The sequence below is a fragment of the bacterium genome (genome assembly GCA_020444065.1).
In the GTDB taxonomy this organism is placed as follows: Bacteria; Sumerlaeota; Sumerlaeia; order SLMS01; family JAHLLQ01; genus JAHLLQ01.
Genome location: JAHLLQ010000002.1, coordinates 109,787 through 135,187 on the forward strand (window position 1 = coordinate 109,787; position 25,401 = coordinate 135,187).

Annotated in this window: 19 protein-coding genes and 1 pseudogene; 15 read left to right on the top strand and 5 right to left on the bottom strand. The window is 59.2% G+C overall.

All coding sequences use genetic code 11. The features are described from left to right. The first annotated feature begins 12 nt into the window (after positions 1-12). Positions 13-1,386, top strand: coding sequence for a protein kinase (locus tag KQI84_05050; GenBank protein ID MCB2154232.1), 1,374 nt, complete (start codon positions 13-15; stop codon positions 1,384-1,386). A 24-nt stretch (positions 1,387-1,410) separates the two neighbouring features. Here KQI84_05050 and KQI84_05055 read toward each other — a convergent pair whose 3' ends face one another. Next, entirely contained in the window at positions 1,411-1,953 is a 543-nt protein-coding gene (locus KQI84_05055; GenBank protein MCB2154233.1) for a hypothetical protein, read from the bottom strand. 152 nt (positions 1,954-2,105) lie between these two features. Between KQI84_05055 and KQI84_05060 the strand changes: the two genes are divergently transcribed. The 10 genes from KQI84_05060 to KQI84_05105 all read left to right on the top strand — a co-directional run bounded on the left by KQI84_05060 (position 2,106) and on the right by KQI84_05105 (position 13,946). Then, positions 2,106-4,034 (top strand): hypothetical protein, encoded by a 1,929-nt coding sequence (locus tag KQI84_05060; protein ID MCB2154234.1) that lies wholly within the window; start codon positions 2,106-2,108, stop codon positions 4,032-4,034. A 188-nt stretch (positions 4,035-4,222) separates the two neighbouring features. Further along, positions 4,223-6,016, top strand: a complete 1,794-nt coding sequence (gene tadA / locus KQI84_05065; protein MCB2154235.1) for a Flp pilus assembly complex ATPase component TadA — start codon at positions 4,223-4,225, stop codon at positions 6,014-6,016. A gap of 39 nt (positions 6,017-6,055) precedes the next feature. Further along, positions 6,056-7,360, top strand: coding sequence for a type II secretion system inner membrane protein GspF (gene gspF / locus KQI84_05070; GenBank protein ID MCB2154236.1), 1,305 nt, complete (start codon positions 6,056-6,058; stop codon positions 7,358-7,360). After that, positions 7,357-8,109, top strand: coding sequence for a type II secretion system GspH family protein (locus KQI84_05075; protein MCB2154237.1), 753 nt, complete (start codon positions 7,357-7,359; stop codon positions 8,107-8,109). The genes gspF and KQI84_05075 overlap by 4 nt, the downstream gene beginning before the upstream one ends. Positions 8,110-8,121: 12 nt before the next feature. Next, positions 8,122-8,610 (top strand): type II secretion system GspH family protein, encoded by a 489-nt coding sequence (locus KQI84_05080; GenBank protein MCB2154238.1) that lies wholly within the window; start codon positions 8,122-8,124, stop codon positions 8,608-8,610. A gap of 7 nt (positions 8,611-8,617) precedes the next feature. Then, a complete protein-coding gene (locus KQI84_05085) occupies positions 8,618-9,679 on the top strand; it encodes a hypothetical protein (protein ID MCB2154239.1) in 1,062 nt (353 codons plus the stop codon). After that, positions 9,676-11,013, top strand: coding sequence for a general secretion pathway protein GspK (locus KQI84_05090; protein MCB2154240.1), 1,338 nt, complete (start codon positions 9,676-9,678; stop codon positions 11,011-11,013). Before KQI84_05085 ends, KQI84_05090 begins: the two co-directional genes overlap by 4 nt. Positions 11,014-11,081: 68 nt before the next feature. After that, the gene (locus KQI84_05095; GenBank protein ID MCB2154241.1) at positions 11,082-12,764 is read left to right on the top strand and encodes a pilus assembly protein PilM; all 1,683 of its coding nucleotides are present in this window, start codon (positions 11,082-11,084) and stop codon (positions 12,762-12,764) included. Positions 12,765-12,778: 14 nt separating this feature from the next. Next, positions 12,779-13,360, top strand: coding sequence for a hypothetical protein (locus KQI84_05100; protein MCB2154242.1), 582 nt, complete (start codon positions 12,779-12,781; stop codon positions 13,358-13,360). A gap of 34 nt (positions 13,361-13,394) precedes the next feature. After that, positions 13,395-13,946 carry a hypothetical protein gene (locus tag KQI84_05105; protein MCB2154243.1) on the top strand — a complete coding sequence of 184 codons (552 nt, stop codon included), beginning with the start codon at positions 13,395-13,397 and terminating at the stop codon, positions 13,944-13,946. Position 13,947: 1 nt separating this feature from the next. Here KQI84_05105 and KQI84_05110 read toward each other — a convergent pair whose 3' ends face one another. After that, entirely contained in the window at positions 13,948-15,567 is a 1,620-nt protein-coding gene (locus KQI84_05110; protein MCB2154244.1) for a glycoside hydrolase family 3 protein, read from the bottom strand. Positions 15,568-16,112: 545 nt separating this feature from the next. Here KQI84_05110 and KQI84_05115 point away from each other — a divergent pair. Both KQI84_05115 and KQI84_05120 read left to right on the top strand, forming a co-directional pair. After that, positions 16,113-16,220 (top strand): annotated as a pseudogene (locus tag KQI84_05115) (prepilin-type N-terminal cleavage/methylation domain-containing protein). Positions 16,221-16,910: 690 nt separating this feature from the next. Beyond that, positions 16,911-18,518 (top strand): family 16 glycosylhydrolase, encoded by a 1,608-nt coding sequence (locus tag KQI84_05120; protein ID MCB2154245.1) that lies wholly within the window; start codon positions 16,911-16,913, stop codon positions 18,516-18,518. 82 nt (positions 18,519-18,600) lie between these two features. On the opposite strand, the gene KQI84_05125 is transcribed toward KQI84_05120, so the two are convergent. The 3 genes from KQI84_05125 to KQI84_05135 are packed head-to-tail and all read right to left on the bottom strand — an operon-like array spanning position 18,601 to position 21,697. Then, complete coding sequence (locus KQI84_05125; GenBank protein ID MCB2154246.1) at positions 18,601-19,455, bottom strand: carbohydrate ABC transporter permease; 855 nt, start codon at positions 19,453-19,455, stop codon at positions 18,601-18,603. After that, positions 19,455-20,336, bottom strand: a complete 882-nt coding sequence (locus tag KQI84_05130; GenBank protein ID MCB2154247.1) for a sugar ABC transporter permease — start codon at positions 20,334-20,336, stop codon at positions 19,455-19,457. Before KQI84_05130 ends, KQI84_05125 begins: the two co-directional genes overlap by 1 nt. Beyond that, on the bottom strand, positions 20,333-21,697 hold the full coding sequence (locus KQI84_05135; GenBank protein MCB2154248.1) for an ABC transporter substrate-binding protein: 1,365 nt from the start codon (positions 21,695-21,697) through the stop codon (positions 20,333-20,335). Before KQI84_05135 ends, KQI84_05130 begins: the two co-directional genes overlap by 4 nt. 179 nt (positions 21,698-21,876) lie before the next feature. Here KQI84_05135 and KQI84_05140 point away from each other — a divergent pair, with 179 nt between their 5' ends. Further along, entirely contained in the window at positions 21,877-23,241 is a 1,365-nt protein-coding gene (locus KQI84_05140) for a family 16 glycosylhydrolase (GenBank protein ID MCB2154249.1), read from the top strand. A 267-nt stretch (positions 23,242-23,508) separates the two neighbouring features. Beyond that, positions 23,509-24,024, top strand: coding sequence for a hypothetical protein (locus KQI84_05145; protein ID MCB2154250.1), 516 nt, complete (start codon positions 23,509-23,511; stop codon positions 24,022-24,024). The last annotated feature ends 1,377 nt before the right edge of the window (positions 24,025-25,401 follow it).

Below are 25,401 nucleotides of genomic sequence, written 5' to 3' on the forward strand. Positions count from 1 at the left end.
ATTGGTGTTGAGTTGAGTAAAGAGAACTACATCTGCGTCGCGATCACGGGCAAAGGCTACGTGCCCACGACATTCGTTCTCGACGACCCGCTGATTCGCGTCGGTCGCTCCTCCAGCAACGACATCGTCCTCGATCCCTATCTGAACGCCGCGGTCTCACGGCGCCACCTGGTCCTTCGTCGAAAGGCCGCTAACAGTTGGTTCGTCGTCGACCTGGAAAGCACCCGTGGCACTTATCTGAATGGCAAGCGTGTGACGGAAGAGACCGAGATCTTCCCGCGCGACGTCATTCAATTGGGGCTCGATGGTCCGATGATGATGGTGACCTGGCGCACGGGCGACGAAACCAGTTCCACGCTGCACCGCCCGGCAGGAAGTCGACTCTCCCCGCTTCCATTCCCACTTGCGCTATATGGGGATTTCCCCTATAAGTATCGTGTTTTCCAGAAACTCGGCGAAGGCGGATACGGACAGGTCTGGCGTGCGCTCAGCCGCCAGGATCGTAAATGGGTCGCCGTGAAGTTCCTCCGTCCCGAACTCCTGCTGAGTGAGGGAAGCGACTCTACCATCCGAATCGACAACCTGGTTCAGCGGTTCCGCCGTGAAGCCGAACTGACGCGTCGCCTGGCAGAGATGGGGACGCCTGGAATCGCGCAGGTCTACGAAGTCGGCGGCGAACCCGAGGAAGGCTTCCTCTATATGGTTCTCGAATACATCGAGGGCCGTTCGCTCGATCGCATTCTCGCTAAGCACGGCCCATTGCCGGCCAAGCTGGTTTGCCGCTACATGCTGCAGGTGGCGCGCAGTCTGGACGCCGCGCACAATGTCCGCTGGAAATCTTCAGAGGATACCCACGAGATGCGTGGGATCGTTCACCGCGATGTGAAGCCCAGCAACATGATCATTCGCAAAAAGGATAACACGGCAATCCTCTGCGACTTCGGCATCGCTGCCATCGAGGAAGGGGCTGACCGCCTGACTTTGCCCCAGGTGCGCGTGATGACCTACAAGTTCACATCGCCGGAGGTCCTGATCGAGAACACCATCGCACCGGCAACGGACCTCTGGGGATTGGCGGTCACGACGTTCATCCTGCTGACCGGTGGGCATTTCCCTTACGATGGAATCGACGCGGCGGAGACCCTGCGCCAAATCAGGCAGGGACACATGAATCCTCTCGGCGGATACCGGCGCGGTCTTCACCCACGGCTGCTCGAACTGGTTCACCAGGCGTTGAGTCCGCGCCCCGAGGAACGTCCCCTCTCTGCGCGCGAGTGGATATCTGAGCTCGAATGGCTGGAGGCCACCGTGATCGAGGAGCCCGATCCGCTGAACTCCGCGGAGACACAGGCCGACTCCGAAGAATCAGCCCCTTCTCATCCATGATTTGATCAAGAAATCCGTGTGTGCTTACTTCGAGCGCGTGTCTTCGGCGTCCGCGGGGAAGGTCTCCTGGCGGGTCGGCATGTCCGCGAACATTCCCTCCACGTCATCGTCATCGCGCATGACTCGATTGCTTTCCGGAGCAACGAGTTCCTCGCCTCGGGCCGGAGTCTCCAGGGCCCGATTGAACATCTTCCAATCCACGCTGCTCTGACGCTCGTCCGCCGCGGGACGCGCATCGATGCGGGTCTCCATCATGGCAGGATCCACGATGCGTTGGCTGTCGCCCGGGCGGTATTCCTCACCTAGATCGAATCGAGGACCTCCCGGTCCTTGACGAACCTGCCAGTTCGAGTCGCTCGCTGTGTCGTCCACCCCCGCCTCGCGCCGCAGTGTCGCCAGGTACATCTGGAAGAAGGCCACTTCCCTCTGCATCACGTCGATCGCCACACGCGCCTGGCTGCCATTCGGCCAATCGCGCGATAGACGCTGGAGCTCACTGACGTCCGCGTTCATCCCCTCCAGATTGCGCTGGAGATTCTTCAACACCAGGCGGATGTTCGTTTCCATATCGTCAACCTTCTTTGCCTGCAGGCGATCAGGCGGAGTTTTCCCGTAGCGCCCGACGGCGGGGGCTGCTGAGAATGCTTCCGTGCTATTAGAATGCACAAATCCCTCGCCGTCGAGGGGATTTCCTCCTCCTTGCAGCAAGGATGCCTGGATTGAAAGACACCTCATCGGAAACGCGTCAAACTTGGGGGCTTTTTGCCCTACTGCTCGTTGCAGGGCTGCTCGTTTTTGCCGGCCAACTTGGCTCAAGCGACGAACTCTTGATGGCAATGACGACGCGGTCGATCGTCTTCGACTTAAGCCTCCGATTCCCCGAAACCTACGGCCAGACATTCACCGGATACGGCCTCGGAATGCCGTTGGCAGGAATTCCCGCTTTCCTGCTCGAGTTCCTCATCCGGAAGGCCGGCCTCCTCTCCACGACTGACGTCAGCCTTCTTCCGCTGACGAATGTCGTGCTGTTTGCGCTGACCGGAGTACTCGCCGCGGGGATCGTTCGCCGGCTGTATCCCGACAAGCAGAAATGCTTGTCGACTTGCATTGCTATCTCCTTTATCGCCAGCCCTCTACTGCCTGCATCACAGACATTCTACAGTGAAGTTCCTTCCGCTTTCGGACTGGTTGGAATGGCGTGGGCGCTCTTGCAGCCAGCCGACTCAGGCCCCTGGCGCAAGTGGATCGCTCCCGTCTTCTTTCCCGCCGTCGCAATGCTCGCCCGAGTCGCCATGCTACCCTCGCTCCTGCTGGTTCTTGCATGGGGCTGGGTCGCTTGCCCGGACAAGAAGCGCCTCGTTCTGGCCGGTGCAGGAATCGCCATCGGCATCGCTGGGCGCCTGGCCCAAAACGCTGTCCTACGCGGTTCGCCTTTCGACCAAGGTTACAGCGGCCAGGAGTTTGTAACGCCTTTATTCACAGGGATTCACGGTCTGATTCTATCACCCGAACGCGGCCTTTTGCTCTTCTATCCTGTCCTCTTATGGGCCCTCTTCCCATTCCGCAGCTCAAACTCAGCGACTCGGGCCTTCGAACGCCTGGCGATCGCTGTCCTGCTCTTCGCCGTCGTGTTTCACGCAAGCTTTTGGACTTGGCACGGTGGCTGGACCTCCGGACCGCGGTTCCTGCTGCCATCCGTCGCGCTTGGAACGCCGCTGGTCGCGATTCTGCTCTCCAGGATCGCCGAGTTTCGCCCCCGCCTTCGTTTGCTCCTGGTGCTCGTCGCCGGTTGGGGACTCCTGGCGGCGATCCTCTACTCGGCGTTCAGCGCGATCGACGTCTGGAACGAGATGTGGGGCTTTCACCAGGTCGAGAGCCGCTGGCTTTTTGAGCCTCAGCTTAGTCTCTGGCATCATTGGACTTCCCTGGCGGCGGCGGGCGAATTCCAGCCCGTCTGGCTCCGCGCATTCATGGGCATCCTGCCGGACGGTTATCCCTCTTTCCTGCCCCTCCGCTTCATCTCTGTCGCGACGATCCTTCTGGCGATCTGCGCGCTGCTTTGGGTGCGCCGCCGCTTCCCGGCGACCAATCGCTGGGCACTCGCGACCGGCGGCGTTGTTCTGTTGCTGGGCGGCGCGATCGCCCTCTCCGGCCCACGCGGTTGGCAGACCGCGGATTCTCCGGACGCGCCCGAGAGGTTTCCCGTCATGCGGTTGGATGGGCCTGCACAGGGCGGCGAGTTTGTCACTTATGTCAACCTGCGTCCCCACGGAAAGTACACGCTGGCTGTCAAGTCGAACGGCTTGTATGACGTGCAGCTCGATGACGAGACGCTTCTTCAGCAGACTACCCCCGGACCGCAGCACATGCGCGTCGCTCCCGTGGAAATCGACGAGTCCGGGCTTCGCGAGTTGCGAGTCGCGGTCAGTCCCCAGCCGGGAGAACCTCTGCTGTTCCGAATGTACTGGACCTGGCCGGGCGAGGGCCGCGTGCTCGACCCGCTCGGCGGCCGTTACACCCAGCCACGGACCTTCTCCGGGCTGGAGTCCTTTGCCTATTCCATCGCCCGCCGCGCGCATTTGCTGTTCGCCGCGTGGCTGGCTCTCGTCTTGCTCCTCTGGCCTGTCGGAGAGGTCAAACGCCCCTGATTCCGGGTGTTTTGCCGTGAATCTCCAATTGGCGTTTCGTGATTTCACGGTTCGGCGCCGATCGGGTTTGTGTGCGACGGGAAATCTAACTTCCTCAGTCATCCACAGGTCCCTTTCGGCGAACTGAAGAAATGTCAAATCCCCCGAGGGCCTGCCCGGGCGGGCACGCGAGAAGGACGGCAAACACCATGATTCGCGCAACGAACAAAGAGCTCGGAATGATCCTCGTCGAGAAGGGCCTGATCGACCCCGATAACCTCGACGCCGCCATCCGCGAAGCCCACAAGACCGGCGATCGAATCGGCAATATCCTGATCAAGATGGGCCTCTGCGAGCAGGACCATGTGCTCGAGGCCCTGGCCGAGCAGTTGGGCGTTCCGTACATGAAGCTGACCGGCGTCCAGCCCGATCGCCAGTTACTGGAACTGGTCCCCGCCCGCTTTGCTGAGCACTACAACCTTGTTCCTGTCGCGATGGAGGACGGCACGCTGAAAGTCGCCCTCTCCGATCCCCTCGATATTCACACGCTCGATGAACTTCGGCGCATGTTGAACCTCGAGGTCGAACCGATCGTCGCGACCGACGCGGAGATCGACAAAGCACGCAATCGGTTCTACGGAATCGGCGGCGCCACCATGATGGGGTTGGAGGAGGAGCGCCAGGCCTCTGGCAAGGACGACGAAGTTATCCTGGATGGCAACATCGACATCGACGATGAAAACGCCGCCGAAGACGCCTCGATCGTTCGCTTCGTGAACCAGGTTGTGCAGGAGGCGTTCCGCGACCGCGCGACGGACATCCACGTCGAGCCGATGGACAAGGAACTGCGGATTCGCTACCGCATCGACGGTATGCTTTACGAGGCGCCTATCCCGCCGGCCATCAAGCGCTATCAGCAGGCGATCATCAGCCGTATCAAGATCATGTCGGACCTGAACATCGCCGAGCGGCGCCTGCCCCAGGACGGTAAGATCAAAATCAAAATGCACGGCAAGGAGTTCGACCTTCGTGTGTCGACCGTCCCGACGCCCCACGGCGAATCGGCGGCCATTCGTATTCTCTCCCGCGACAGCGAACTCTGCACGCTGGAGCGACTCGGCTTCTCCGACTATCACAACGAAACCATGCGGGCGATGATCCAGAAGCCTCACGGGATCGTTCTGATCACTGGCCCGACCGGTTCCGGCAAGTCGACGACGCTCTATGCATCGCTTTCGGAAATCAACACCCCGGAGCGCAAGATCATCACCGTCGAAGATCCGATCGAGTATCGCATCCCCGGCGTGACTCAGGTGCAGGTCAGCCCCTCGATCGGCCTGACGTTCGCACGTGTTCTCCGCACCCTGCTGCGCCAGGACCCCGACGTCATCATGGTTGGCGAGACGCGTGACCCCGAGACGGCCAAGATCACGATCCAGACGGCTCTCACGGGCCACCTCGTGTTCTCGACGCTCCACACGAACGATGCCTCCGGCGCTGTCACGCGACTGGAAGACATGGGCATCGAGCCCTTCCTGATCTCCTCGTCGGTCGAAGGCGTGCTGGCTCAGCGACTTGTTCGCGTCCTCTGTTCGGCGTGCAAGAAGCAGTACGATCCCGAGCCGGGATTGATCAAGCAGGTCAACGTGCTGCGCGAAGACACTTCCGGCATCAAGTTCTTCCGTCCGGTCGGTTGCGAAATGTGCCGCTACACCGGCTTCCGAGGCCGTACCGCACTCGTTGAGATGGTGAAGTTCAACGAGCCGTTGCGGCGCGCGATTGTCGACGGCGCATCCGCCAACGAGATTAAGCGCGAAGCCACGAAGAACGGCATGCGGCCGATTCGCTGGGATGGCTGGGACAAGGTCAAGCAGGGCGTCTCGACCATCGAGGAAGTCCTGCGCGTGACGATGGAAGACGAATTCAGCGACGAAGATCAGGTCGCCCAGTTGATGGAAAACTCCGTCGAACTGCGCCAGCAGTTGGTGGCGGAAGAAGAGTAACGACTCCCACAATAAAACCCAATCGGGACAGACACAGGAATGCCCCAGTTCATCTACAAAGCGAAAGACAAGAAGGGCGCCTCGGTCGAGGGCGTAATCGAGGCGGAAGCGCGTTCGGCCGTCATCACTCGTCTGCAGCAGATGGGGTACTTCCCCGTCAGTATCGAGAGCGGCCAGCGAAAGGGCGGCAAGATTGTCTCAACGGAATCAAAGCCGTCGCGCAGCCGCACATCTGTTTCGAAAATCGCTCCGAAGCCGAAAGAGAAAGCGGCTTCCGGCGGCGGAATGTCATTTCGGAGGAAGAAGGTCAAGACGGCCGACGTCGCCTCCTTCAACCGCCAGATGGCCGATCTGCTCGGCGCCGGCATTGCCTTGGTAAAGGCGCTGACGATTCTCGGCAAGCAAACCGAAAACGAAGAACTGCGCGAGATCATTCTTGAGATTAACAGCGATGTTCAGGGCGGCGCGACGTTCGCAGACGCACTGGCGCGTCACCCCAAGATCTTCTCGAAGCTCTACGTCGCGATGGTGCGTTCCGGCGAGGCTGGCGGCATGCTGGACGAAGTGCTCCTTCGTCTCGCCGACTTCAGCGAACAGGAAGAGCAACTGAAAGGCCGAATCAAGTCAGCTCTGGCCTATCCCGTCGTGATGATCGTCGCCGGTGGCGGCGCCGTGTTCGTCATGTTCGCCTACGTGGTACCAAAAATCGTGGCCACGTTCCGCGAACTGAACCAGACGCTTCCGATGATGACGCAAATCCTCATCAAGATCAGCGACTTCGCCTCGCACTACTGGTGGGCCGTGATCTCCGCGCTGATTCTTCTGGCGGGTGGCTTCTGGCGCTTCACACACAGCGACGAGGGCCGCGTTCTCTGGCATCGCCTCCAATTGAAGATCCCTGTCCTTGGCGACCTTGTCCAGAAGCGCGAAGTGGCTCGTTTCACCCGAACGTTGGGTTCGTTGCTGAAGAACGGTGTTTCGATTCTCACGGCTCTCGGCATTACGCGCGAAGTCGTGAATAACACACTCGTGCAGCAGGAAGTCGACAAGGTTATCGAAGAGATCACACAAGGCGCCGGCATCGCGCGGCCGCTGAAGGACAGCGCCATCTTTCCACCAGTCACCGTCAACATGATGGCCGTCGGTGAGGAAACGGGCCAGCTCGAAAGCGTCCTGCTGCGCATCAGCGACTCGTACGAGCTCGAAGTCGACCGGCGTGTCAAGACGCTCACGTCATTGATCGAGCCGCTCATCATTGTTGTGATGGGCCTGATCGTGGGCTTCATCGTGATCTCGATGTTGCTTCCGATCTTCACCTTGGATCCGTCGGGGGCGACCGGATGATGATTCGCACGCGCGATAGAGCCATGACGATGATCGAGCTCATGCTCGTCGTCACCATTCTCGGCATCTTGATGGCAGTGACGCTGCCTAAAATGTCGGGCACGAATCGTCGTGCGGCGCTGCAGACTACAGCACGCGATATCGCGAAGCTCTCCGCCTATGCGCGCCAGTCCGCCATCAGCATGCAGGCCGACACGAAACTTGTCTTCGATAAGGAACAGAACCAGTGGTGGCTGGAACTGCCGGAAGACGAAGACAACTGGCGCAGACGCGAGGCGAAATCCGACGAGGAAAGCGTTCACACGCTGAATCCACGAATTCTGTTCCATGAATTCTCGCGTTCCGGCGAAGAAATCCACGATGATCCGGTCGAAGTGTCCTTTCGCCCGAACGGGTCGAGCACTGGCCTGGTAATACTCCTCGCCACCGACAAGAATGCAACGATGACGGTCGAGATCGAAGCCGCAACGGGGCGTGCCGAGGCTTACATGGGCGAGCCGAAGACGTTCGCCGAGAAGTTGGAAGAGCGTGGCGTCGATCCTTCTGCGTATGCCGGCGTCACCGAGACAGGAGGCGGCCCGGTCGAAAGCACGCCGGGTGAGGGCTTCTATCGCATCGGTCAAACAGAAGAAGAGCGCGTAAGCTCCTACGCCGATGCCGCCGCGCGCATCATGGGGCGCGTGCGAAACGACTACGATCGCCAACAAGAGAACGAAGACCAGCGCGGCGTACCAATTCCCAGGCGATAGCCAAGAGGTTTGATGTTGAGCAGCACGCCAGTCCAGAGCAAGCAACGGCCGGCCTTCGTCCTTCTGGAGGTCATGCTCGCGCTTGTGATTCTGTCGGTTGCGATGACGGCACTGCTGCGGGGTTTCATTCTCTCGATCCACACCATCCGCGAGAACAACATCGTGGCGACTGCGACCTTGCTGGCGGAAACGCTGATGGAAGACTACGAACTGGAACCGCCGGTCGAGGGACAGGACGAAGGGTTCTTCACAGACGATGAACGCTTTGGCGAAGACTTTAAGAACTACGCCTGGGAGCGCGAAGTCGAAGAGTCGGACGTCGACTACAGCGATGCACCCCGCGTGGAATTGCAGGACCCCGAGCCGATTTACGAGATGAAGCTGCAAATCATCTACGACGATGGCGAGAACCGTCGCTTCGTTCCGATCGCCATCGATACGTACCTGCTGGAAACACAACTCTTCAGCGACAAGGCGCTGGAGAAGAACCAGTTGTTCTAAGGACTCTATGAAGACGCGCACCACATACGGCTTTACGATCCTCGAGATCATCCTCGCGACCACCCTGTTCGCGTTGATCTCGGTTGCTGTCTTCGGTGTCTTTCGCACCGGGACGCGTGCCTATCGGGATGCCCAGCGCGAAGCCGCCGTCCTGCAGCGCACGCGATTCATCTTCGACACGCTCGAGAGTGACATCGCAAACCTGTACTACATGGACGAAACGTCCTACAACATCCAGGCAGAGAAGATGATCAAGGAGTATGAGAAGGAGCGTCTGGAGGCCGAGGAAGACAACGACTGGGACGCCTTCGAGCAGAAGTACGGTCCGCGTGAGGATGACCGCGAGGCCGATAACGACCCGAACTACGTCGGTAATCCATTCGAGCAGGTCCGCATGATCGACTTGCAGTTCGCGGGCGAAGATCGCGAAGAGGCCGACGGGATGTCGTTCGCCATCTACAACAAACTGCAGGTTGGTGGGAATTACTACCTGGCTGGGTTGGAGCGCGTCCATTATACCGTCGACAACGGCGTGTTGATTCGCTCCGTCGAATCCGTCGAATCCAATCCTCGCACCTGGACCGGTGAAGTGATCGAGAAGGAGAATCCTCCGCAGCACATGATCGTTGCCGAGGGCGTCGTGACGCTCGATTTCAAGTATGCCTTCTGGGTCGACAATCAGTGGTACGAAACGGACGCGTGGAATTCCGCAAACCGGCAACTTCGAAATCCACAATACCTGCTCGGCGAATATGAGTTTGAGGAGGATGACGACGGGCGGATTGTCTTTGGCCCGGGCGCACCGGGTTGGAACGATTACCTGAACGATCTGGAAAATCAGCCACTCGATCGGGTGCCGGCATACATCCGCGTGCGGCTGCAAGTGGCCGATCCGGAAAGCCCGGCGCGCACGCACACTTTCGAGCGAATCTTCCGCGTCCCCAACTCCCAGGAAACGTGGTTCATCAACACGAACCTCGAAGAAGAAGAACAAGAGATGGAGCGCCAGGAGCGCGACCAGGAATTCACTCCGGTCTATCCCGGCGCCTTGCGAAAGGAGAGTCGATGATGAGTCGTCGGACTGAGATTCGCCGTCCCTCCGCTTGGGTGGATGCTTTGCCGGAGCGTGAACGTCGCGGTCGTCGCCGTACTTCGCGTCGTCGGGCCGTGATCTTGATTCTGGTGCTCTGGATCACGACGGTTTTGTCGCTTCTGGCCTATTCGGTCATCTATCAGATGACAATGGAGACGCGCCTCACGTCGACGCGCAAGAAGACCGTCCAGGCGCGTGCTCTCGCGCGTGCGGGCCTGGCGCGCGGATTTGTCGATCTGCGCAATGACATGATTTTCGATCGCTCCGACGAGTACGATGGACCTTTCGATGCCGAGGGCGACATCTGGGCGGATCCGGAAGAAGGCAAGGAAGACGTCGAGATGGGCGAGGGAACCTTCAACGTCGTCATCCGTGACGAGGAACGCTTCTTCAACATCAACAAGTTCCGCCGTATCAATCGCGACCTCCTACAGGAGATCATTGAGGAAATCGGCTACGAAGAGGAAGACGCAAAGATCGTTGCGTGTGCGATCATCGATTACGGCGATTCGGACGATGTGCCCGTTCTGGATTCCGCACCGGCGACCGAGGGGCTCGCATACGGAACTCTTCGGGCTGAAGACCAGGGCCTGTCCGAGCGCGAAGAAGACATCGAGCGCATGGTTTTTCCGAACGAGGGCTACTTGACCGTCGATGAACTGCTGGAAGTCTACGGCGTGACGCCCGAACTCTACTTCGGCCCCGGAACGCCGGAGGCCGAGTACTTCCGCGAGAAGATTGGCCCGCCGGCAGGCGATAGGTTCCAGATCAAGGAGAGACGCAGTCGCCGGAATGAAGAGGTCCATGGCCTGCGCGACTACTTCACGGTCCACGGCGACGGAGATCTGAATATCAATACGGCTCCGCAGCACGTCCTGCAGGTCCTCCTTTCCGCCGCCGGAGCTTCCGATGGCGAACGGATGGCCGAGAACATCATCAAGGATCGCCGAGGCGGCAAGAACCGTCACATCGACAACGACGATGCCTTCCAGACAAAGGCCGACATGCAGAGCAACGGCGATCTGGTCGGATTATTGGGGGCAATCCAGCAACTTTGCCCTCTGGACGTCCAATCGACGGTATTCACTTTGACCTCCACCGGTCAGATCGGGCAGGTCAAGCAGACCCTCGAAGTGACCGTGGATCGCGACATGGTGACTTTGCAGCGTGACGAGACCTTCGAGGCCATCGATCGAGCCCGTGAACGCGAGGAACGTTACGAAGATCGGCGACAGCGCCGGCAAGACAAGGACGACGAATTACTGGTGCGAATGCCCAACATCCGAATCATCCAGTGGAATCGCCAATGAACCGATTCCCGCGGGGGAGGGATCGCAAGTCCCACCGCGCAAATCCGTGCGAGTGAAACTGACAATCCATGCCTAGAGCGATTGCCATCGAACTGAGCGAAGCGGACGCCAAAGTCCTGCAACTTCGCCACCAGAAAAAGAAGGGAATGCGATTGGAGCGCATTCTCCGTGTGTCCTTCGAGGGCATTGAACGTGGCGAGGAAGCCACCGAGCAGCGAGGCGCCCGGCTGCGGGACGCGCTGAAATCGCTGCGCCTGTCATCGGCGCCGATCTCGCTCGTTATCCCGAAGCAGTCCACCACCGTGCGCAAGGTCCACCTGCCTTCAACGGAGCCGAGCGAGATTGCTTCGATGGCGCACTTTGAGGCCGAGAAGTTCATCCCTTTCAACGTCGAGCGCCACATCATTGGCCACCAGGTCATGGAGACGAAAGGCCTTGAGGGCTCCGAGGTGATGCTGGCCGCCGTCGATGAAGAGGTCATGCAGCAGTGGTACAACGTCACCCATGCGGCGGGTCTCGACCCCAGCTTCGGCGATGTTTCTACCCTGGCCCAGACCTACGGCTTCCTGGCCGGATCGACGGAAGACGACCTGAAAGGCACGGTCGCGCTGGTCAACATTGGCATCGTTCATACGGACATCACGCTGCTGCGCGATGGCGAAATCGTCACGACGCGCAGCATGATGCACGGCCTGCAGAATCTTCTTCGCGAACTCGGCGAAGCTTTCCATCTGGATCGACCTCTTCACATCGAGGAACTGAAGAACCTCAACGTCCTGGAGCCCGATGGGTTCCGTCTGCCGACGCCTGCCGCGCCGTCTGTCGGGACCGAGGATCAGCCGACCGACGAAGAGCTTCAGGTCATTGGCCCTGGCGAGCGCGAGAACGGCACGACAAACGTCGGCGACCGCGTCCGCGGCTGGGTCCAGAAGCTGATCATCAACTTGCAGCGGACCTATGAGTTTGCGCTTCGGGAGTTTTCCGTCCCCTCTGTTGAGCGCGTCTGCATTTCCGGCGAGGGAACGATCCTGGACGGCATCGAGCACGCGCTTGTCCTGCATCTCGGCGTGTCGGTGTCCTTCTACAATCCGCTTGAGAAGATCGAGCGTGATGCCAAGGCCGAGATCGATCCGGAACTCTTACCCGCGTTCGCGGCGGTTTACGGCGCAGCGCGGCGCCTGGCCCTCGAGGAAGAAGACAGCGGAATCAACCTTCTGCCGCAGAGCGTCATGGAAGCGCAGGAGCAATCCGAACGCCGCTTCCAACTGATCATCTCCGGCACCATGGTTGTAATCGCGTGTGTGATGGGCTTCCTGCTGTATTCCGCCGGCGCCGAGCACCGTACTCTGAAGGCCGAGCGATTCGAAGAAGATATCGACAAGATCAACGTCGTGCTGAGCGATGTCGACGACATGCGCCAACGGCTCGACTTCCTGAAGGGCAACTACTCGGATCGCTCGCGCGCGATGGATATTCTCGAAGCCATCAGCGCGTATCCGCAGATCGGTCCTCAGCCTCGGGGACGCCTGACGCTCGACGAATTCCAGTTCAAGCTCGGCGATGAAGTGCAGATCGATGGCACAGCGATGAGCATCGAGGACATCAATAAGTTCCTCGTTTATCTGCAGAAGCAAGAAAACGAAAGCGGTCCGCTGTTCACCAGCGCCGACACGCGAAACCAGAACACAACGACCCTGCCCGGTCGCAATCAGGCCGTATATCAATTCCAGATCGTCGGCCGAATGGACTGAGGAGAGGCGCCCCCATGAATCAACGCGAAAAAGTCCTGATGATCGCAACTATCGTCGCCATCCTCGTCTACGTGGGTTGGCAATTCGGCGGCGTCTCCGACTTGTTTGACCAAACCGCGCCGACATCCGCCGAAGTGGAAGATCTCGAGAACGAATGGAATCAGCGGAAGAGCGAACTGATCGATGCGCCGCGCGTCACGATCGAGTATCGCGACATGATCGGCGAAGAGCGCGAGGATGTTGGCCCCAACGGCGAACGCCTTCGCCCTGACCTGCGCTTCCAGCAGGAAGTCGCAAGCTGGGCCCGCAAGCACGGCTTTCCCTCGCCGAACATCAGCAAGGACATCGAAGATATCCGCGATGTGGAGGAATACCAGCTCGTGCTCGTCACGTTGGATTTCCGCGAGGCGAGCTTCCGCCAGGTTGCAGACTTGATGAAGGAATTCGACCAGCGCGGCCTGATCTTCGAGGAAGTCGAACTGCGCTCTTCCCGACGGGCGGGAACGCTCGGCGGGCGAATCACCGTTGCTCGACTTGTTGAAGCCTTCTACCAGACGCGCCGCCGGCGATTGGCCGGCTGGGAACCGCCCGCCTGACCCGTTGACAGGAATCTCCAGGAGAGACCACGGAATGTTTCAGAATCTCGCTTTCGAGCAGCGCATGCTCATCCTAAACATGGTCCTGTTCGTCTTTATCGGCGCACTGGGGTACCTTCTGCTGACGGAGCAACGCACCGTTCCTGCGCCGGAGAACCCGGAGGCCTTCATGGAGTCGCAGATGGCCATGGCCCAGGATCGGCGTCCCGAAGTGGAGGACACGCAGGACGCCTATCCGAAGATTGGTAACGAGGCCGTTTTCTCCGTTCTGATGCCCACCCCGCGCCCGACTCCGACTCCCAAGCCGACCCCTCCTCCCGACCCGAAGTTGGAAGATGCAATCCAGTATTGGAAGCTGAACGGCATGGCCGATGGCGTCGTCTTCATGGCCGATAAGCGCGGTCGCGAGGATTGGCTGATGGATATTGACAATCCCGAATCGCGGACAAAGACCATCAAGTTCCAGGGTCAGGACATGGACGTTCGCCTGGATAGAATCGACGACATCATGATGGAAGTGTTCTTCACCTACGAAGGCCGCGAGGGAAAGCAGGAAGTCAAGAAGAGCGTCTTCGACGAAAACTGATCTAGGGTCGAGCAAACCAGTCTTCGCGCAAATCCAATTCCACAGGGCTCTTCCCGGCGGCGGAGATCTTCCCCTGCAGATAATCCGCCACGGCCCGCTGCGTCACGACATCCGGCGAGTAAGCGTTCAGCAACGCCGGCAGCCGCGGGAAGTCGTGTAGTAAGTACGGCGTTCCATAAGAGATGAACACGACGCGCCGATCGTGGAACGGGATGTGCAGAATGATGTCCCGCAGGTAATTCCCAACGGGTCGGATGCGATTCGAGTTCCAGCTTGGTCCGAAGATCATGTGAATCAGGATTGCATCGAACAGATCGAATTCGCTCTGCCATGGCAGCGCTTTTCCATCCGATTCATCGTGTCGCGTCACCTCCATGCCCGCTTCTCGCAGCATGTCATCAATTGCATCCACCTGGTAGAGCGCATCGCCGCGCACGTGCACAGACAGTACCTTGCTGCCAGGCTTCAGGTTCATCGGCAGCGCATCGTGTCGATCCACCGCCACCGTCAGGGCATTGTGAGCAATCTCGATGCTTGCCGACCGGTGCCGCTCGATGTCGGCGGGGGAGACCTGATCGCCGTGCGTGCGCTCGAACAGGCCGAGCTTCTGCTTGAACGCCAGGACTCTTCGCACTGCATCGTCGAGCCGGTCCATCGAGAGCCGCCCATCTTCCACGGCACGCATCAGGATCGGGAAATCGATATCGAGTTCGCAGAACAGCACCTGGTCGCAGCCGGCTTCCAGTAGCGCCGGCACGATGTGCTCGCGTGGGCCCCAACTGCTGATTCCGCCCATCGCGGATGCGTCGCTGACGATCATCCCATCGAATCCCAATTCCCCCCGCAGGAGATCCGTCGTCAGTCGCTTGCTGAGCGTTGCTGGGGGAGCGGCGGAAAGCGAAGTCCCATCGCCCGGATCGATGCAAGGCAGCGCGATATGCCCAATCATCAGGCTCCACACGCCGTCTGCGATCACACGCCGATACAGGCCGCCACTCAAGCGCTCCCAGTCCTCTCGCGACAACGGATTGATTGTCGTGCAGATGTGCTGGTCCCGCGCATCATAGCCATCGCCGGGGAAATGCTTCGCGCATCCCGCCATCCCATGTTCCTGCATGCCGCGAATGAACGCTGTCGCCAGGCGGCCGATCAACTCCGGTTCGTCGCCCAGGCTGCGCGTATTGGTGATCGGGTTCTGCGGGTTTTTGTTGATGTCGATGACCGGCGCGAAATTCCAGTGCACGCCCGCTTCCAGGCCTTCGAGAGCTGCCGCGCGTCCCATCGTCCAGGCCAGCTCCTCGTTTCCTGTCGCCGCCACGGCCATCATGTCCGGAAAGACCGTCGCGTCCTGGATCATGCGTCCGGGACCGCACTCCAGATCCGACGACACAACGATCGGCACCTTTGCGTTCGACTGGAAGTGCTCCGAGTGCGTGCGGAACGACTCCTTTGTTCCAGGCATGATAAAGATCCCGCCCGGTTCTATATCGCCGAGGTAATCGTCCACTTCGTCCAGCGTTTGTCCCGGGCGAATAAACGGGTGCAGTATCTGGCCGACCTTTTGCGCGATTGTCATCGTGGCCAGAAGTGTCTCGATATCGGCGGTCACAAAAGTCGTCATGAATCCCTCCCAGAAATTCAGTGCCTGTGTAGTTATCGATACCTTTTTGCCCCACGCGAGCGTCAACGCGAAACTCCTCCCTAACCGATTTTCACCGCACTTGCAGTACATCTCATTCATGCCAAATCGGACATGGTTTGGCGGGAATGTCGGATCAGATAACGATAACTGCAAAGGGGCGTTGGTCTCATTTTGCCCCCTTTGGAAGACGCGGAACAGACTTGGGCCAAATGCCAAGCAGGCGCCCTTCAGCCCCTTGGAGTCCAACGCCCTCCGTTCCTATAAGTCTTGAAAATACAATGGAAAACCAAGCGAATTCAGCACTTGGACGCGTCGGCACATCGGTGCTTGCTTCATGGATTACGAGTCCACGGATGGGCCGTGGAGAAAAAAACTTCCTTGGACCGGTCCTTTTTCTCTTGCGCGAGGCGGGGCTGCTGAGGAGAGTTATCGATAGCAACGGCACGGCGGGAACACAGCCCCCTTACCCGCCTGGCACCACCAAAAGGCGAAGCCCGCCGCAAAATCTCAGGAGGTTCCCCACCATGCAGCACACAACCGCCCCGACACGCCGCCGGGGGTTCACCCTCATCGAACTCCTCATCGTTGTGGCCATCATTGCCATTCTGGCCGCGATCGCAGTCCCCAACTTCCTCGAAGCACAGACCCGCTCGAAAGTCAGCCGCGCCCACGCCGACATGCGGACCTTGGCCACAGCTCTCGAGTCCTACCGCGTCGACAATAACCAGTACGTTCCGACGCCGAACTACGATCGCGTCACCGGCGCACAGACGTTCGAGTTGGAAGCCCGCTGGGCCTACCTGACCACACCGATTTCCTACATCACCTCGATTCTCGACGATCCGTTTGGCGATACGGATGTTACCGTCAGTAACTGGAACACGAGCTCGAAGTACCGCACCTTCGATTATAGCGCCTTTGACAAGGAAGGCACCTACGAGACGATGAATTTCAAGCAGGACCTCGTTCTTGTCTTCGGATATCCCACGTCGATCCTGTGGATCATGGCTTCTCAGGGCCCGGACCTCGAACCCGGCCTGACCGTCAGCGATTCTTCCCTCGGAACAACCAGTGGCATGGCGACTGGACTTCCTTACGATCCGACCAATGGCACCATCAGCGCAGGCGACATCACTCGCGTCGGCCCTGGTGGTGGAATCTCCGGCGGAGCGTAAGTGCCGCCCTCAGTAGTGCGTGCCGCGCCCCCCTCGCTGGCACGTTGGGCTTGACCGAAAGGGTGCGACGACTGAATGGCGATCGAGTCCGCCGATTCAGCGCCGCACCCTTTCTGCATTTTAGATTACTCTTCAAAGGACAGCAAAATGAGACGAAGTTTTCGACTCATATCGCAGATGGCCGTCTCGATCACAGCGCTCGGGATCGCGGCCGGCTGTGCGACTCAGAACTCAACGACAATCAAGGCCGACGCGGACTCGCCGCGAGATTCTCTCTGGAAGCTCATCTGGTCGGACGAATTCGACGGCCCGGAAATCGATAAGACTGTCTGGACGCACGAGACGTTTCCCGGCGAGGCCAGCGGAAACCGCGAGCTCCAGCACTACACGGATCGCCCCGCCAATTCCTACATCGAGAATGGAATGCTCGTAATCAAAGCGAAGCGCGAGGACTACAAAGGTCACGACTACACCTCGGCCCGCATGACGACCCGAAACGGCTTCGCTTTCCGATACGGACGCGCCGAGGCTCGCATCAAGATTCCATCCACGCAGGGCATCTGGCCGGCATTCTGGATGATGCCCCGCGATTCCGTCTATGGCGGCTGGCCGCACAGTGGCGAGATCGATATTCTTGAGTCCGTCAATATCGCCGACGAGACGTACGGGACGATCCACTTCGGCAATCCCCAACACGTGCACTCCGGCGGCGCGCATACGTTGTCCGACGGAGCGCTGCATTCCGATGACTTCCACGTCTACTCCGTCGAATGGGAGCCTCAGGAGATCCGGTGGTACGTGGACGGCGAGCTCTTCTCCACAAAGAACAAGTGGATGACCCAGGCAGCGGCCTATCCGGCGCCCTTCGACCAGGACTTCTACCTGATCCTGAATGTCGCCGTCGGCGGCTACTGGCCCGGACCGCCGGATGAAACGAGCGTCTTCCCACAAACCATGGAAGTCGACTGGGTTCGCGTCTACCAGATGGACAACGAGTTCCCGAAGGTGGAAATCGTCTCACCCGGGGACCGCGAGAACGTTTCCGCGAACACGCCAATTACATTCAAGGTCAACGCATCCGACCCGGATGGAACCATTACGCGGGTGGAACTCGTGCAAGGGCGTAACGTCCTTGCCACCGACAGCGAACCGCCATTCGAACTCACCATGGCGGGACTGGCCGACGGCTGCTACGACGACCTGACAGTGCTCGCCTTCGACGATGCCGGCGTGCCTGCCCGCGCCAACCGAGTGCTGTTTGTCGGCGAGGGCTGCCCCCAGGGCCCTTACGGTGGCACGCCAATCGCCATCCCAGGTGAATTCGAAGCCGAAGACTTCGACGAAGGATGGAGCGGCGAGGCCTGGCACGACACCGATTGGACGAACAACGGCGGTCAGGCGCGTCACGAAACCGGAGTCGACATTGGCCGGTCGGGCGATGCGCTCTACATTGGCTGGACGGAGCCAGACGAGTGGATCGAGTATCACGTCGACGTTGCTGAATCCGGTGCCTACACGCTGAACGCTCGCGTTGCCTCAGGGGCAGACGGCGGACCGATCGTTCTCTCCGATACGCTTCATCCAGAAAACGAAGCCACGATCACCGTCCTCTCCACGGGCGACTGGGATACGTTCGTTCCCGTGACGAGCGAAGGAACGCTCAAACTCTCTGCCGGGCCGACAGTGCTTCGTCTCTTCTTCCCCGAAGGTGGAGTGAACGTCGACAAGATATCTCTTACCAAAGCAACCGAGTAAGTAAACTCACAACCAAATAAAGAACGGGCGCCTTCGCGATGGAAGGCGCCCGTTCTTTGTCTGCCATCTTCTCTCGCTTGAATCAGCCCTTCAGACCCGTGAGCGAAATGCCCTCGATGAACGTCTTCTGCGTCAGGAAGAAGAGCGCGATCACCGGCGCGACCATCAGCGTTGTCGCTGCCATCAAGTGCGTGATCGCCGTCTCGCCCAGGCGGCTCTGGAAGGACTGCAGCCCAAGCGCCAGCGTGAACTGCTTCTCGTCCGTCAGGTAGATCAACGGCGCCATAAAGTCGTTCCAGTGATACATGAAGCTGAACAGTGCCACGACAAGCAGCGCCGGCCGGATCAGCGGAATGATGATCTGCAGGAAGATGCGCAGCTCTCCGCACCCATCGATGCGAGCCACATCCGTTAGATCCCGCGGAACGCCAAGAAGGAACTGGCGCAGAAGGAAAATGTTATAGGCATGTCCGAAGAACGCGGGAACCCAGAGAGGCTTGTACGTTCCAATCCACCCGAGATCGCGGAAGATTGCGTACTGCGACACCATCAGCACCGGAAACGGAACCATCATCGTCGCCAGCGTGATCGCAAAGAACTTGTCGCGTCCGGGAAAGCGGTAGTGCGCGAAGCCCCACGCAATGAATGCGCTGGCCAGTGTCATCCCGATCACGTTCATGATCGCCACGTAGAGCGTGTTGCGCGTGTACAGCCAGAACGGAATCGCCTTCGTCGCAACGACATAATTATCGAATCGGAAGGGGTGCGGGATCCACTCCGGGGGAGCAGTCGTGGCCTGCTGCGCCGTCATCAGCGACGTCTTGATCATCCAAACAAACGGCAGCATGAACAGAATAGAGAGCAGGCCCAGCGTCAGATACAGAAGGAAACGCTTCGACAACGTAACGGCTGGGCTTTCACCAAGAGGCGGAATCATCAACTTCCTCCGTAAACGACGAAGCGATTTGTGAGCAGGTGCGCCGAGTACGTTAGCACCGCGATCATACCGAACAGAATCCAAGCCATCGCACACGCATACCCCATGTTCAGGTATGCGAACGCCTGGTCGAATAAGTACATTGAATAGAAGAGCGTCGAGCGCGCCGGCCCGCCGCCCGTCATGACGTACGGCAGGGCGAAAATCTGCAGCACACCGATGCAGCCCATGATCAGGTTGAAGTAGATCACCGGAGAGATCATGGGGAGCGTGATATAAGCTGTTTCCTGCATCTTCGTGGCGCCGTCGATGCGTGCCGCTTCGTATAGCGCGCGCGGCACATCCTGCAGGCCGGCCAGGTAAATGACAACCGGGTTGCCGACAATCCACATCGTCGTCAGCACCAGGCCGGGTTTGGCCAACGCCGGATCCCCCAACCAATCGAACGGCCCGAGCCCGATGACGCCGAGCAACTCATTCACAATGCCGTACTCGGTGTGCAGAATATCCTGCCACAGAATGGCCAGCGCCACCAACGGCACCAGCGACGGCAGGAAGAAGACCGTGCGGAAGAAGCCGAGGAACCTGATGTTTGAATTCAGGAGCAGCGCCAGGAAGAGAGCCGTCAGCGTTCCCAACGGCAATGCAAATAGCGCAAAGTAGAACGTGTTGTACAGCGAGACCCAGAAGACCTCGTCATGCACCAACTCCTGGTAATTCTGTCCCCCCAGGAAAGCCGGTGGGTTCAATACTGAGTAGTCGCAGAAGCTGTAGTACAGCGACAGGACCATCGGCAGCAGGAGGAACGATGCGAACCCGACAATCCATGGCGAAATGAACGCCATGCCGTACTTCAGTGCCCGTTTCTCTTCGCCGGTCATAGGTTGCTCCACTCTTCGAGTCGCTGCTGGCCAATGGCCTCCCAGCGCTCGTTCATCAGATCCAACTTGGGCTGCATGCGTTCCTTCACGCGATCCAGGGCGTCCTTGACACTCAGCTTATCCGGAGGTGTCACCCAGAGACGTTCCTGCGCCACTCCCAACTCGTCGCGGTACTCGATCCAGACCGGAGTCTTCGGGACCGCCTGCGCATTCGGCGATTCGGCCAGCGCGCGGAACATGCGGATGTAGGGATTCGGGTGCTTCTCGTAGAACCCCTCGGACACCTCCTTGCGCGGCGAGAACTTCTTCTGGAGCAGGCAGAGCTCCTCGATGTTCTCCTGCTTCTGGACGAACTTGATAAAATCCCAGGCTTCTTCGACATGTCGCGAGCCGCGCGGAATCACCAGCATGTCCGTCTCCACAATCGTCGCCGGTCCGCCCGTGACGTACGATGCTGAAGGGAATGGCGCCGCCGCCCAATCCATCCCGTCTCCGAACTTCTCGATGAAGTTCGCCATCCACACGCCCTGCTGCTTCATCGCGACGCGGCCAGACATGAAGGAGTTTGAAGAAGAGGCAAACTGCCCGCGATGGGCCGAACTGAAGAACCGAACCTTTTCGGAGTCGTAATTCGTCACATACGAGCGATACCACTCGAATGCCCGCACGTTCTCCGGAGAGTTGCAGAGCAGTTCCTTCCCATCATCGCTCAGGAGCTTTGCGCCGAACCATACTCCCCAGAACTGGTCCCACCACCCAGGATCGTTCGGCACGAAGCCCATATGTGTGTAATTGCCATCCTCGCCGACCTTCGTCATCAGGCGAGCATAGCGATCGAATTCCTCGATGGTTGTCGGCGGCTTCTCCGGATCGAGGCCCGCCTCGCGGAAGCTGTCCTTGTTGTAGTGCAGGGCAACCGTCGCCGGGGTCGCAGGCAATCCCCAGACGAAATCGCGATAGACACAGGTATTGATGATCGATGGAACGTAATCATCGCGCGACAGCCCATCGCGCTCCATCAGCGAATCCAGCGGGTAGAGGACGCCTTTCTCGGCATAGCTGACCATCGCGTGCGACCAGAAGCCGGCGATATCCGGCGGGTTGCCTCCGGCCGTCGCCAGCAGCAGCTTGCGATCGATCTGGCTGGTCGAAATGAACTCAACGTAGACCTTGTCCTGCGAGGCGTTGTACTTGTCGACAATCGCCTCCATCGCGTCTTTCTCAAACCCTGTCCATTTCTCCCAGTACCGGATTTTGACGCGCCCATCGTCGGTCATATCGTCGAGGTCCCGCGGGATAAAGAGGGCCGAAATCCCCAGGATGAGGATCGCAACGATGATGTAGGGAGTGTAGTCTTTCATGATTGGAACCGCCGGGGTGTCGACTCACGAATTTTCCGTGGTTATAGGTAACGATAACGTCGCAGTCAAGGCTTTTGGACCGAAAAGTTTCCCTGGGTTAACGCTTGACCTCGGAAGCCTTACCTTCAAGTGTGGTATCGATAACTTGGGGTTGAATCGATTCATCGTCAGGATTGCCTGTGAGCCTCCGGAACCTGCCTCGTACGCTTTGTCTCGCCGCCAGTGTGGCCATCTTCGCAGCGATGTCGGGAAGCATCGCCGCCCAGAACTGGGAACTCGTCTGGTCCGACGAATTCGACGGACCCTCCATCGATTCTTCAAAGTGGAGCCATGAAGTCAATGCCCAGGGAGGTGGGAACAATGAACTGCAGTTCTACACCTCTCGTTCCGAAAACTCGTTCGTCCAGGACGGGAAGCTCGTCATCCGCGCCATCAAAGAGCAGTACACCGCTGTCGATCCCTCTGATGGACAGACCAAGACGCGTAGCTACACCTCTGCCCGGCTGAACACCAACAACAAGGGCGATTGGCTTTATGGCCGCTACGAGGTCCGCGCCAAGCTGCCAGGGCGCCAGGGACTCTGGCCCGCCATCTGGATGCTGCCGACGGATTGGGTCTACGGCGGGTGGGCCGCCAGCGGCGAGATCGACATCATGGAACACCGCGGCGATCGCCCGACCATTCTCTACACCACGATTCATTACGGAGGGGGCTGGCCCAACAACGTGCACCACGGGGCCGAAACCACCGTTCCCGACCTCTCCGAGGACTTCCACGTCTACGCCTTCGAGTGGTACGAGAACGAGATGATCTGGTTCTTCGACGGCACCGAAGTCTGGCGCACCGATTCCTGGTACAGTGACAACGGCGACTACCCGGCGCCGTTCGACCAGCGCTTTCACATGATGCTCAACGTCGCCGTCGGCGGCAGTTTCCTGCCCGATCCACCGGCCGATGCGGATTACTTCCCGCGCGAAATGCAGGTCGACTATGTGCGCGTCTATCAGCGCAACAACGACGATCAGCAACCCTGGTCCGGCACCCCTGTCGCCTTGCCGGCGCGGATTGAGGCCGAACACTACGACACCGGCGGCAGCATGGTCGCCTACAGCGACAACGACGCCTCGAACAACGGCGGGGCGTTCCGACTCGACGAAGGCGTGGACATCGAAAACTCGCAGGACGAGGACGGCACCTACTCGATCGGCTGGTTCTCGCCGGGGGAGTGGGTCGAATACACCGTCAATGTTCCGCGGACCGGCGAGTACGGAATTGCCATTCGCAACTCGACGCAGAACACCGACGCAGCCGTGCGGGTCGACTTCCGACAGGCCGGCGCAACCGTCACCTCTGCAGAGACCGCTCTTTCCTCAACCGGAGGCTGGTACAACTGGACGACAACCGACGTCGGCTCGGTCAACCTGACCGCGGGTGACTACATCATCCGCGTCAATTCCACCTCGGCGGACTTCAACTTCAACTACCTGGAAATCGACCTTCTCCACGCCGCCACCGGCGACATGTGGATCATCCTCGGGGAATAACGAAGAGCCGCTCCTGGAGTGCTGAAGCCATGCTTCAGCCGTCATTCGGGGCAAGCCATGCTTGCCCCACCTCCAAACTGAAGTCAGCCAAGGAGAAGTAAAGGCAACTACCCTTGCCCTTGTGGTGCACTCGAGGGAGATTGTGAGCCACTGTGCCATGAGTGACTCGCACGCCGCGTTCGCCTGCAAAGGCCGAAGCCGGAGAAAGAAAAGGGCAACCATCCCTTTTTCCAATTCCCCCCGACCTGTCTCTCAATGAGGTCCAAAATGCCTGATATAATCGACTTGAATTACTGGTTCGCCGACAGCAGAGAACCAAGTGGGCAGTGGCTTCCGGTCGGTGTAGAGTACTGCCAAGAGGAGTGCACGAAGGACGTGCTTGCGGCCGATCAAGCCTACTCTCTTGTTTGCCCGTACATCGAGCCTATGGATCAGCCCTCGATCCGGGAATTCGTCTGCTCGATTGTCACAGATCCCGAGGACAGATTCTCCGGCCAACCACTCCTGTCCCGCGAACTGATGCTCTCCCGCGATGAACAATCTGCAACTCTCTGCTGCCGTCATCTGAGCGGTTCAGTGCTCAGATACTTGCTCCCCCTGCGTTCTCTTGGTCCCTTGGATCTCGTCGTGCTGATTCCCGATATCGAGGACCACGCATCGCCGCCGGCACTGGAAAATGAGTACTGGCGAGAACTCATCATCCGGGCGCACGAATTCTTCGTGCTTGGACGATACGACGATTCATTTGAAATGGTGCGCCTGTTCGCGGCGGAGAAGAGATAAGGCGTCGGCGTCGTCTGTCGACGCCTCCGGGCCTGCCCACCGTTTTTCCCTCTTTCTGGGAATCCCCGCATCCACAGATCGACTGCAGCGCGAGGCTGACAATGCCCGAAATAATCAATTTGAAACACCGATTCGCAGGCCCGACGGAGGCAAGCGGCCACTGGCTTCCAGTCGGAGTCGAGTATCATCAAGAGGTCTGCAAGCGCACCCTGAAGGAGTGGAAGATGCTTGCAGACAATCGGGAATACTCTGTGGTTGCCCCGCACATCGGCGCATTGGACGAGCCCAATGTCAGGGCATTCATCAACTCCCTTGTTGCAGATCGGACTGATAACTTCTCCGGCGATCTCGTGATCTCCCGCAGGCAGGAGGTTGTACGGCTCTGCTGTCGGCATATGAGGGGTTCGGTGCTCAACTCCTTACTTCCCCTGCGTTGGCTCGGCCCCCACGACACAGTCCTGTTAAGTCCCGATCCCCAGGACTACTCATCGCCCCCTTCACTGGAAACCGAATACTGGCGCGAGTTGATCCTCAGATCCGGAGAGTTCTTCGTACTTGGCCGGCGCAGTGATTCTTTTGGGATGGTACGCCTGTTTGCAGAGAAGGGAGACCACACATTTAATCCTGCGTGATCTTTGAGTGCTGAAGCCCTGCTTGCCCCCCTCGGTTGACCCACGCAACGCCTGCAATGCGGGTGGCGCGAAGCACGGCTTCGCACCGACAAAGCGGCAGCATGGCTGCCGCACTCCAAATAGGAAGCGCGACACGCAGGACTCCCGGCAACTGCCCTTGCCCCTGTGGTGCACTGAAGGGAAATTGTGAGCCAATATGGCTCGAGTGGCACGCGCACGCCGCGTCGGCCCAAAAGGCCGAAGCGGGAGGGAGAAAGAAGATGACTCGCAGCAACAGTATTCGTGAAATTCGGTTTTCGTCCCTCATGCTCCTTCTCTCGATGGCGCTGGGCGTTTCCTCCTGTGGCTTCATCCCAGTTGAGTCGGGAACCATAAACATCCGCGTTCAGAATCAAACGAACTGTTGGGCCTGCATTTCACTCCACGCCGACGCGTACGACGTTGTTCCTCAAGTCTTGATCCCGTCAGGGCAAGAAACAGTTCTCCAGACCAACACGACCCTTGCAGGCGTGAAGGTCCGAGACTTCATGTTCGAGCCTGACCTGCGTCTGACCGCCAAGACGGACTCTTGCGGCTGTAGCGAGATATCCTGGAAGGATCTCGGAGCCGCGGCAACAGACCACCTTGAATTTGCAGTACAACTGAGAGACGACTTTCTGATTCTGACTGAGGAAGGGCTTTTTCCAGTATACTCTACTTCCCAGCAAGAATTCGATGACTTTCATCTCAGTTGTCAAGGTGCTCA

Excerpts from the sequence above, each read along its gene's own strand:
- KQI84_05055 (MCB2154233.1), bottom strand. The coding sequence starts at position 1,953 with ATGGAAACGAACATCCGCCTGGTGTTGAAGAATCTCCAGCGCAATCTG.
- tadA (MCB2154235.1), top strand. The coding sequence starts at position 4,223 with ATGATTCGCGCAACGAACAAAGAGCTCGGAATGATCCTCGTCGAGAAG.
- gspF (MCB2154236.1), top strand. The coding sequence starts at position 6,056 with ATGCCCCAGTTCATCTACAAAGCGAAAGACAAGAAGGGCGCCTCGGTC.
- KQI84_05075 (MCB2154237.1), top strand. The coding sequence starts at position 7,357 with ATGATGATTCGCACGCGCGATAGAGCCATGACGATGATCGAGCTCATG.
- KQI84_05080 (MCB2154238.1), top strand. The coding sequence starts at position 8,122 with ATGTTGAGCAGCACGCCAGTCCAGAGCAAGCAACGGCCGGCCTTCGTC.
- KQI84_05085 (MCB2154239.1), top strand. The coding sequence starts at position 8,618 with ATGAAGACGCGCACCACATACGGCTTTACGATCCTCGAGATCATCCTC.
- KQI84_05090 (MCB2154240.1), top strand. The coding sequence starts at position 9,676 with ATGATGAGTCGTCGGACTGAGATTCGCCGTCCCTCCGCTTGGGTGGAT.
- KQI84_05095 (MCB2154241.1), top strand. The coding sequence starts at position 11,082 with ATGCCTAGAGCGATTGCCATCGAACTGAGCGAAGCGGACGCCAAAGTC.
- KQI84_05100 (MCB2154242.1), top strand. The coding sequence starts at position 12,779 with ATGAATCAACGCGAAAAAGTCCTGATGATCGCAACTATCGTCGCCATC.
- KQI84_05105 (MCB2154243.1), top strand. The coding sequence starts at position 13,395 with ATGTTTCAGAATCTCGCTTTCGAGCAGCGCATGCTCATCCTAAACATG.
- KQI84_05110 (MCB2154244.1), bottom strand. The coding sequence starts at position 15,567 with ATGACGACTTTTGTGACCGCCGATATCGAGACACTTCTGGCCACGATG.
- KQI84_05120 (MCB2154245.1), top strand. The coding sequence starts at position 16,911 with ATGAGACGAAGTTTTCGACTCATATCGCAGATGGCCGTCTCGATCACA.
- KQI84_05125 (MCB2154246.1), bottom strand. The coding sequence starts at position 19,455 with ATGATTCCGCCTCTTGGTGAAAGCCCAGCCGTTACGTTGTCGAAGCGT.
- KQI84_05130 (MCB2154247.1), bottom strand. The coding sequence starts at position 20,336 with ATGACCGGCGAAGAGAAACGGGCACTGAAGTACGGCATGGCGTTCATT.
- KQI84_05135 (MCB2154248.1), bottom strand. The coding sequence starts at position 21,697 with ATGAAAGACTACACTCCCTACATCATCGTTGCGATCCTCATCCTGGGG.
- KQI84_05145 (MCB2154250.1), top strand. The coding sequence starts at position 23,509 with ATGCCTGATATAATCGACTTGAATTACTGGTTCGCCGACAGCAGAGAA.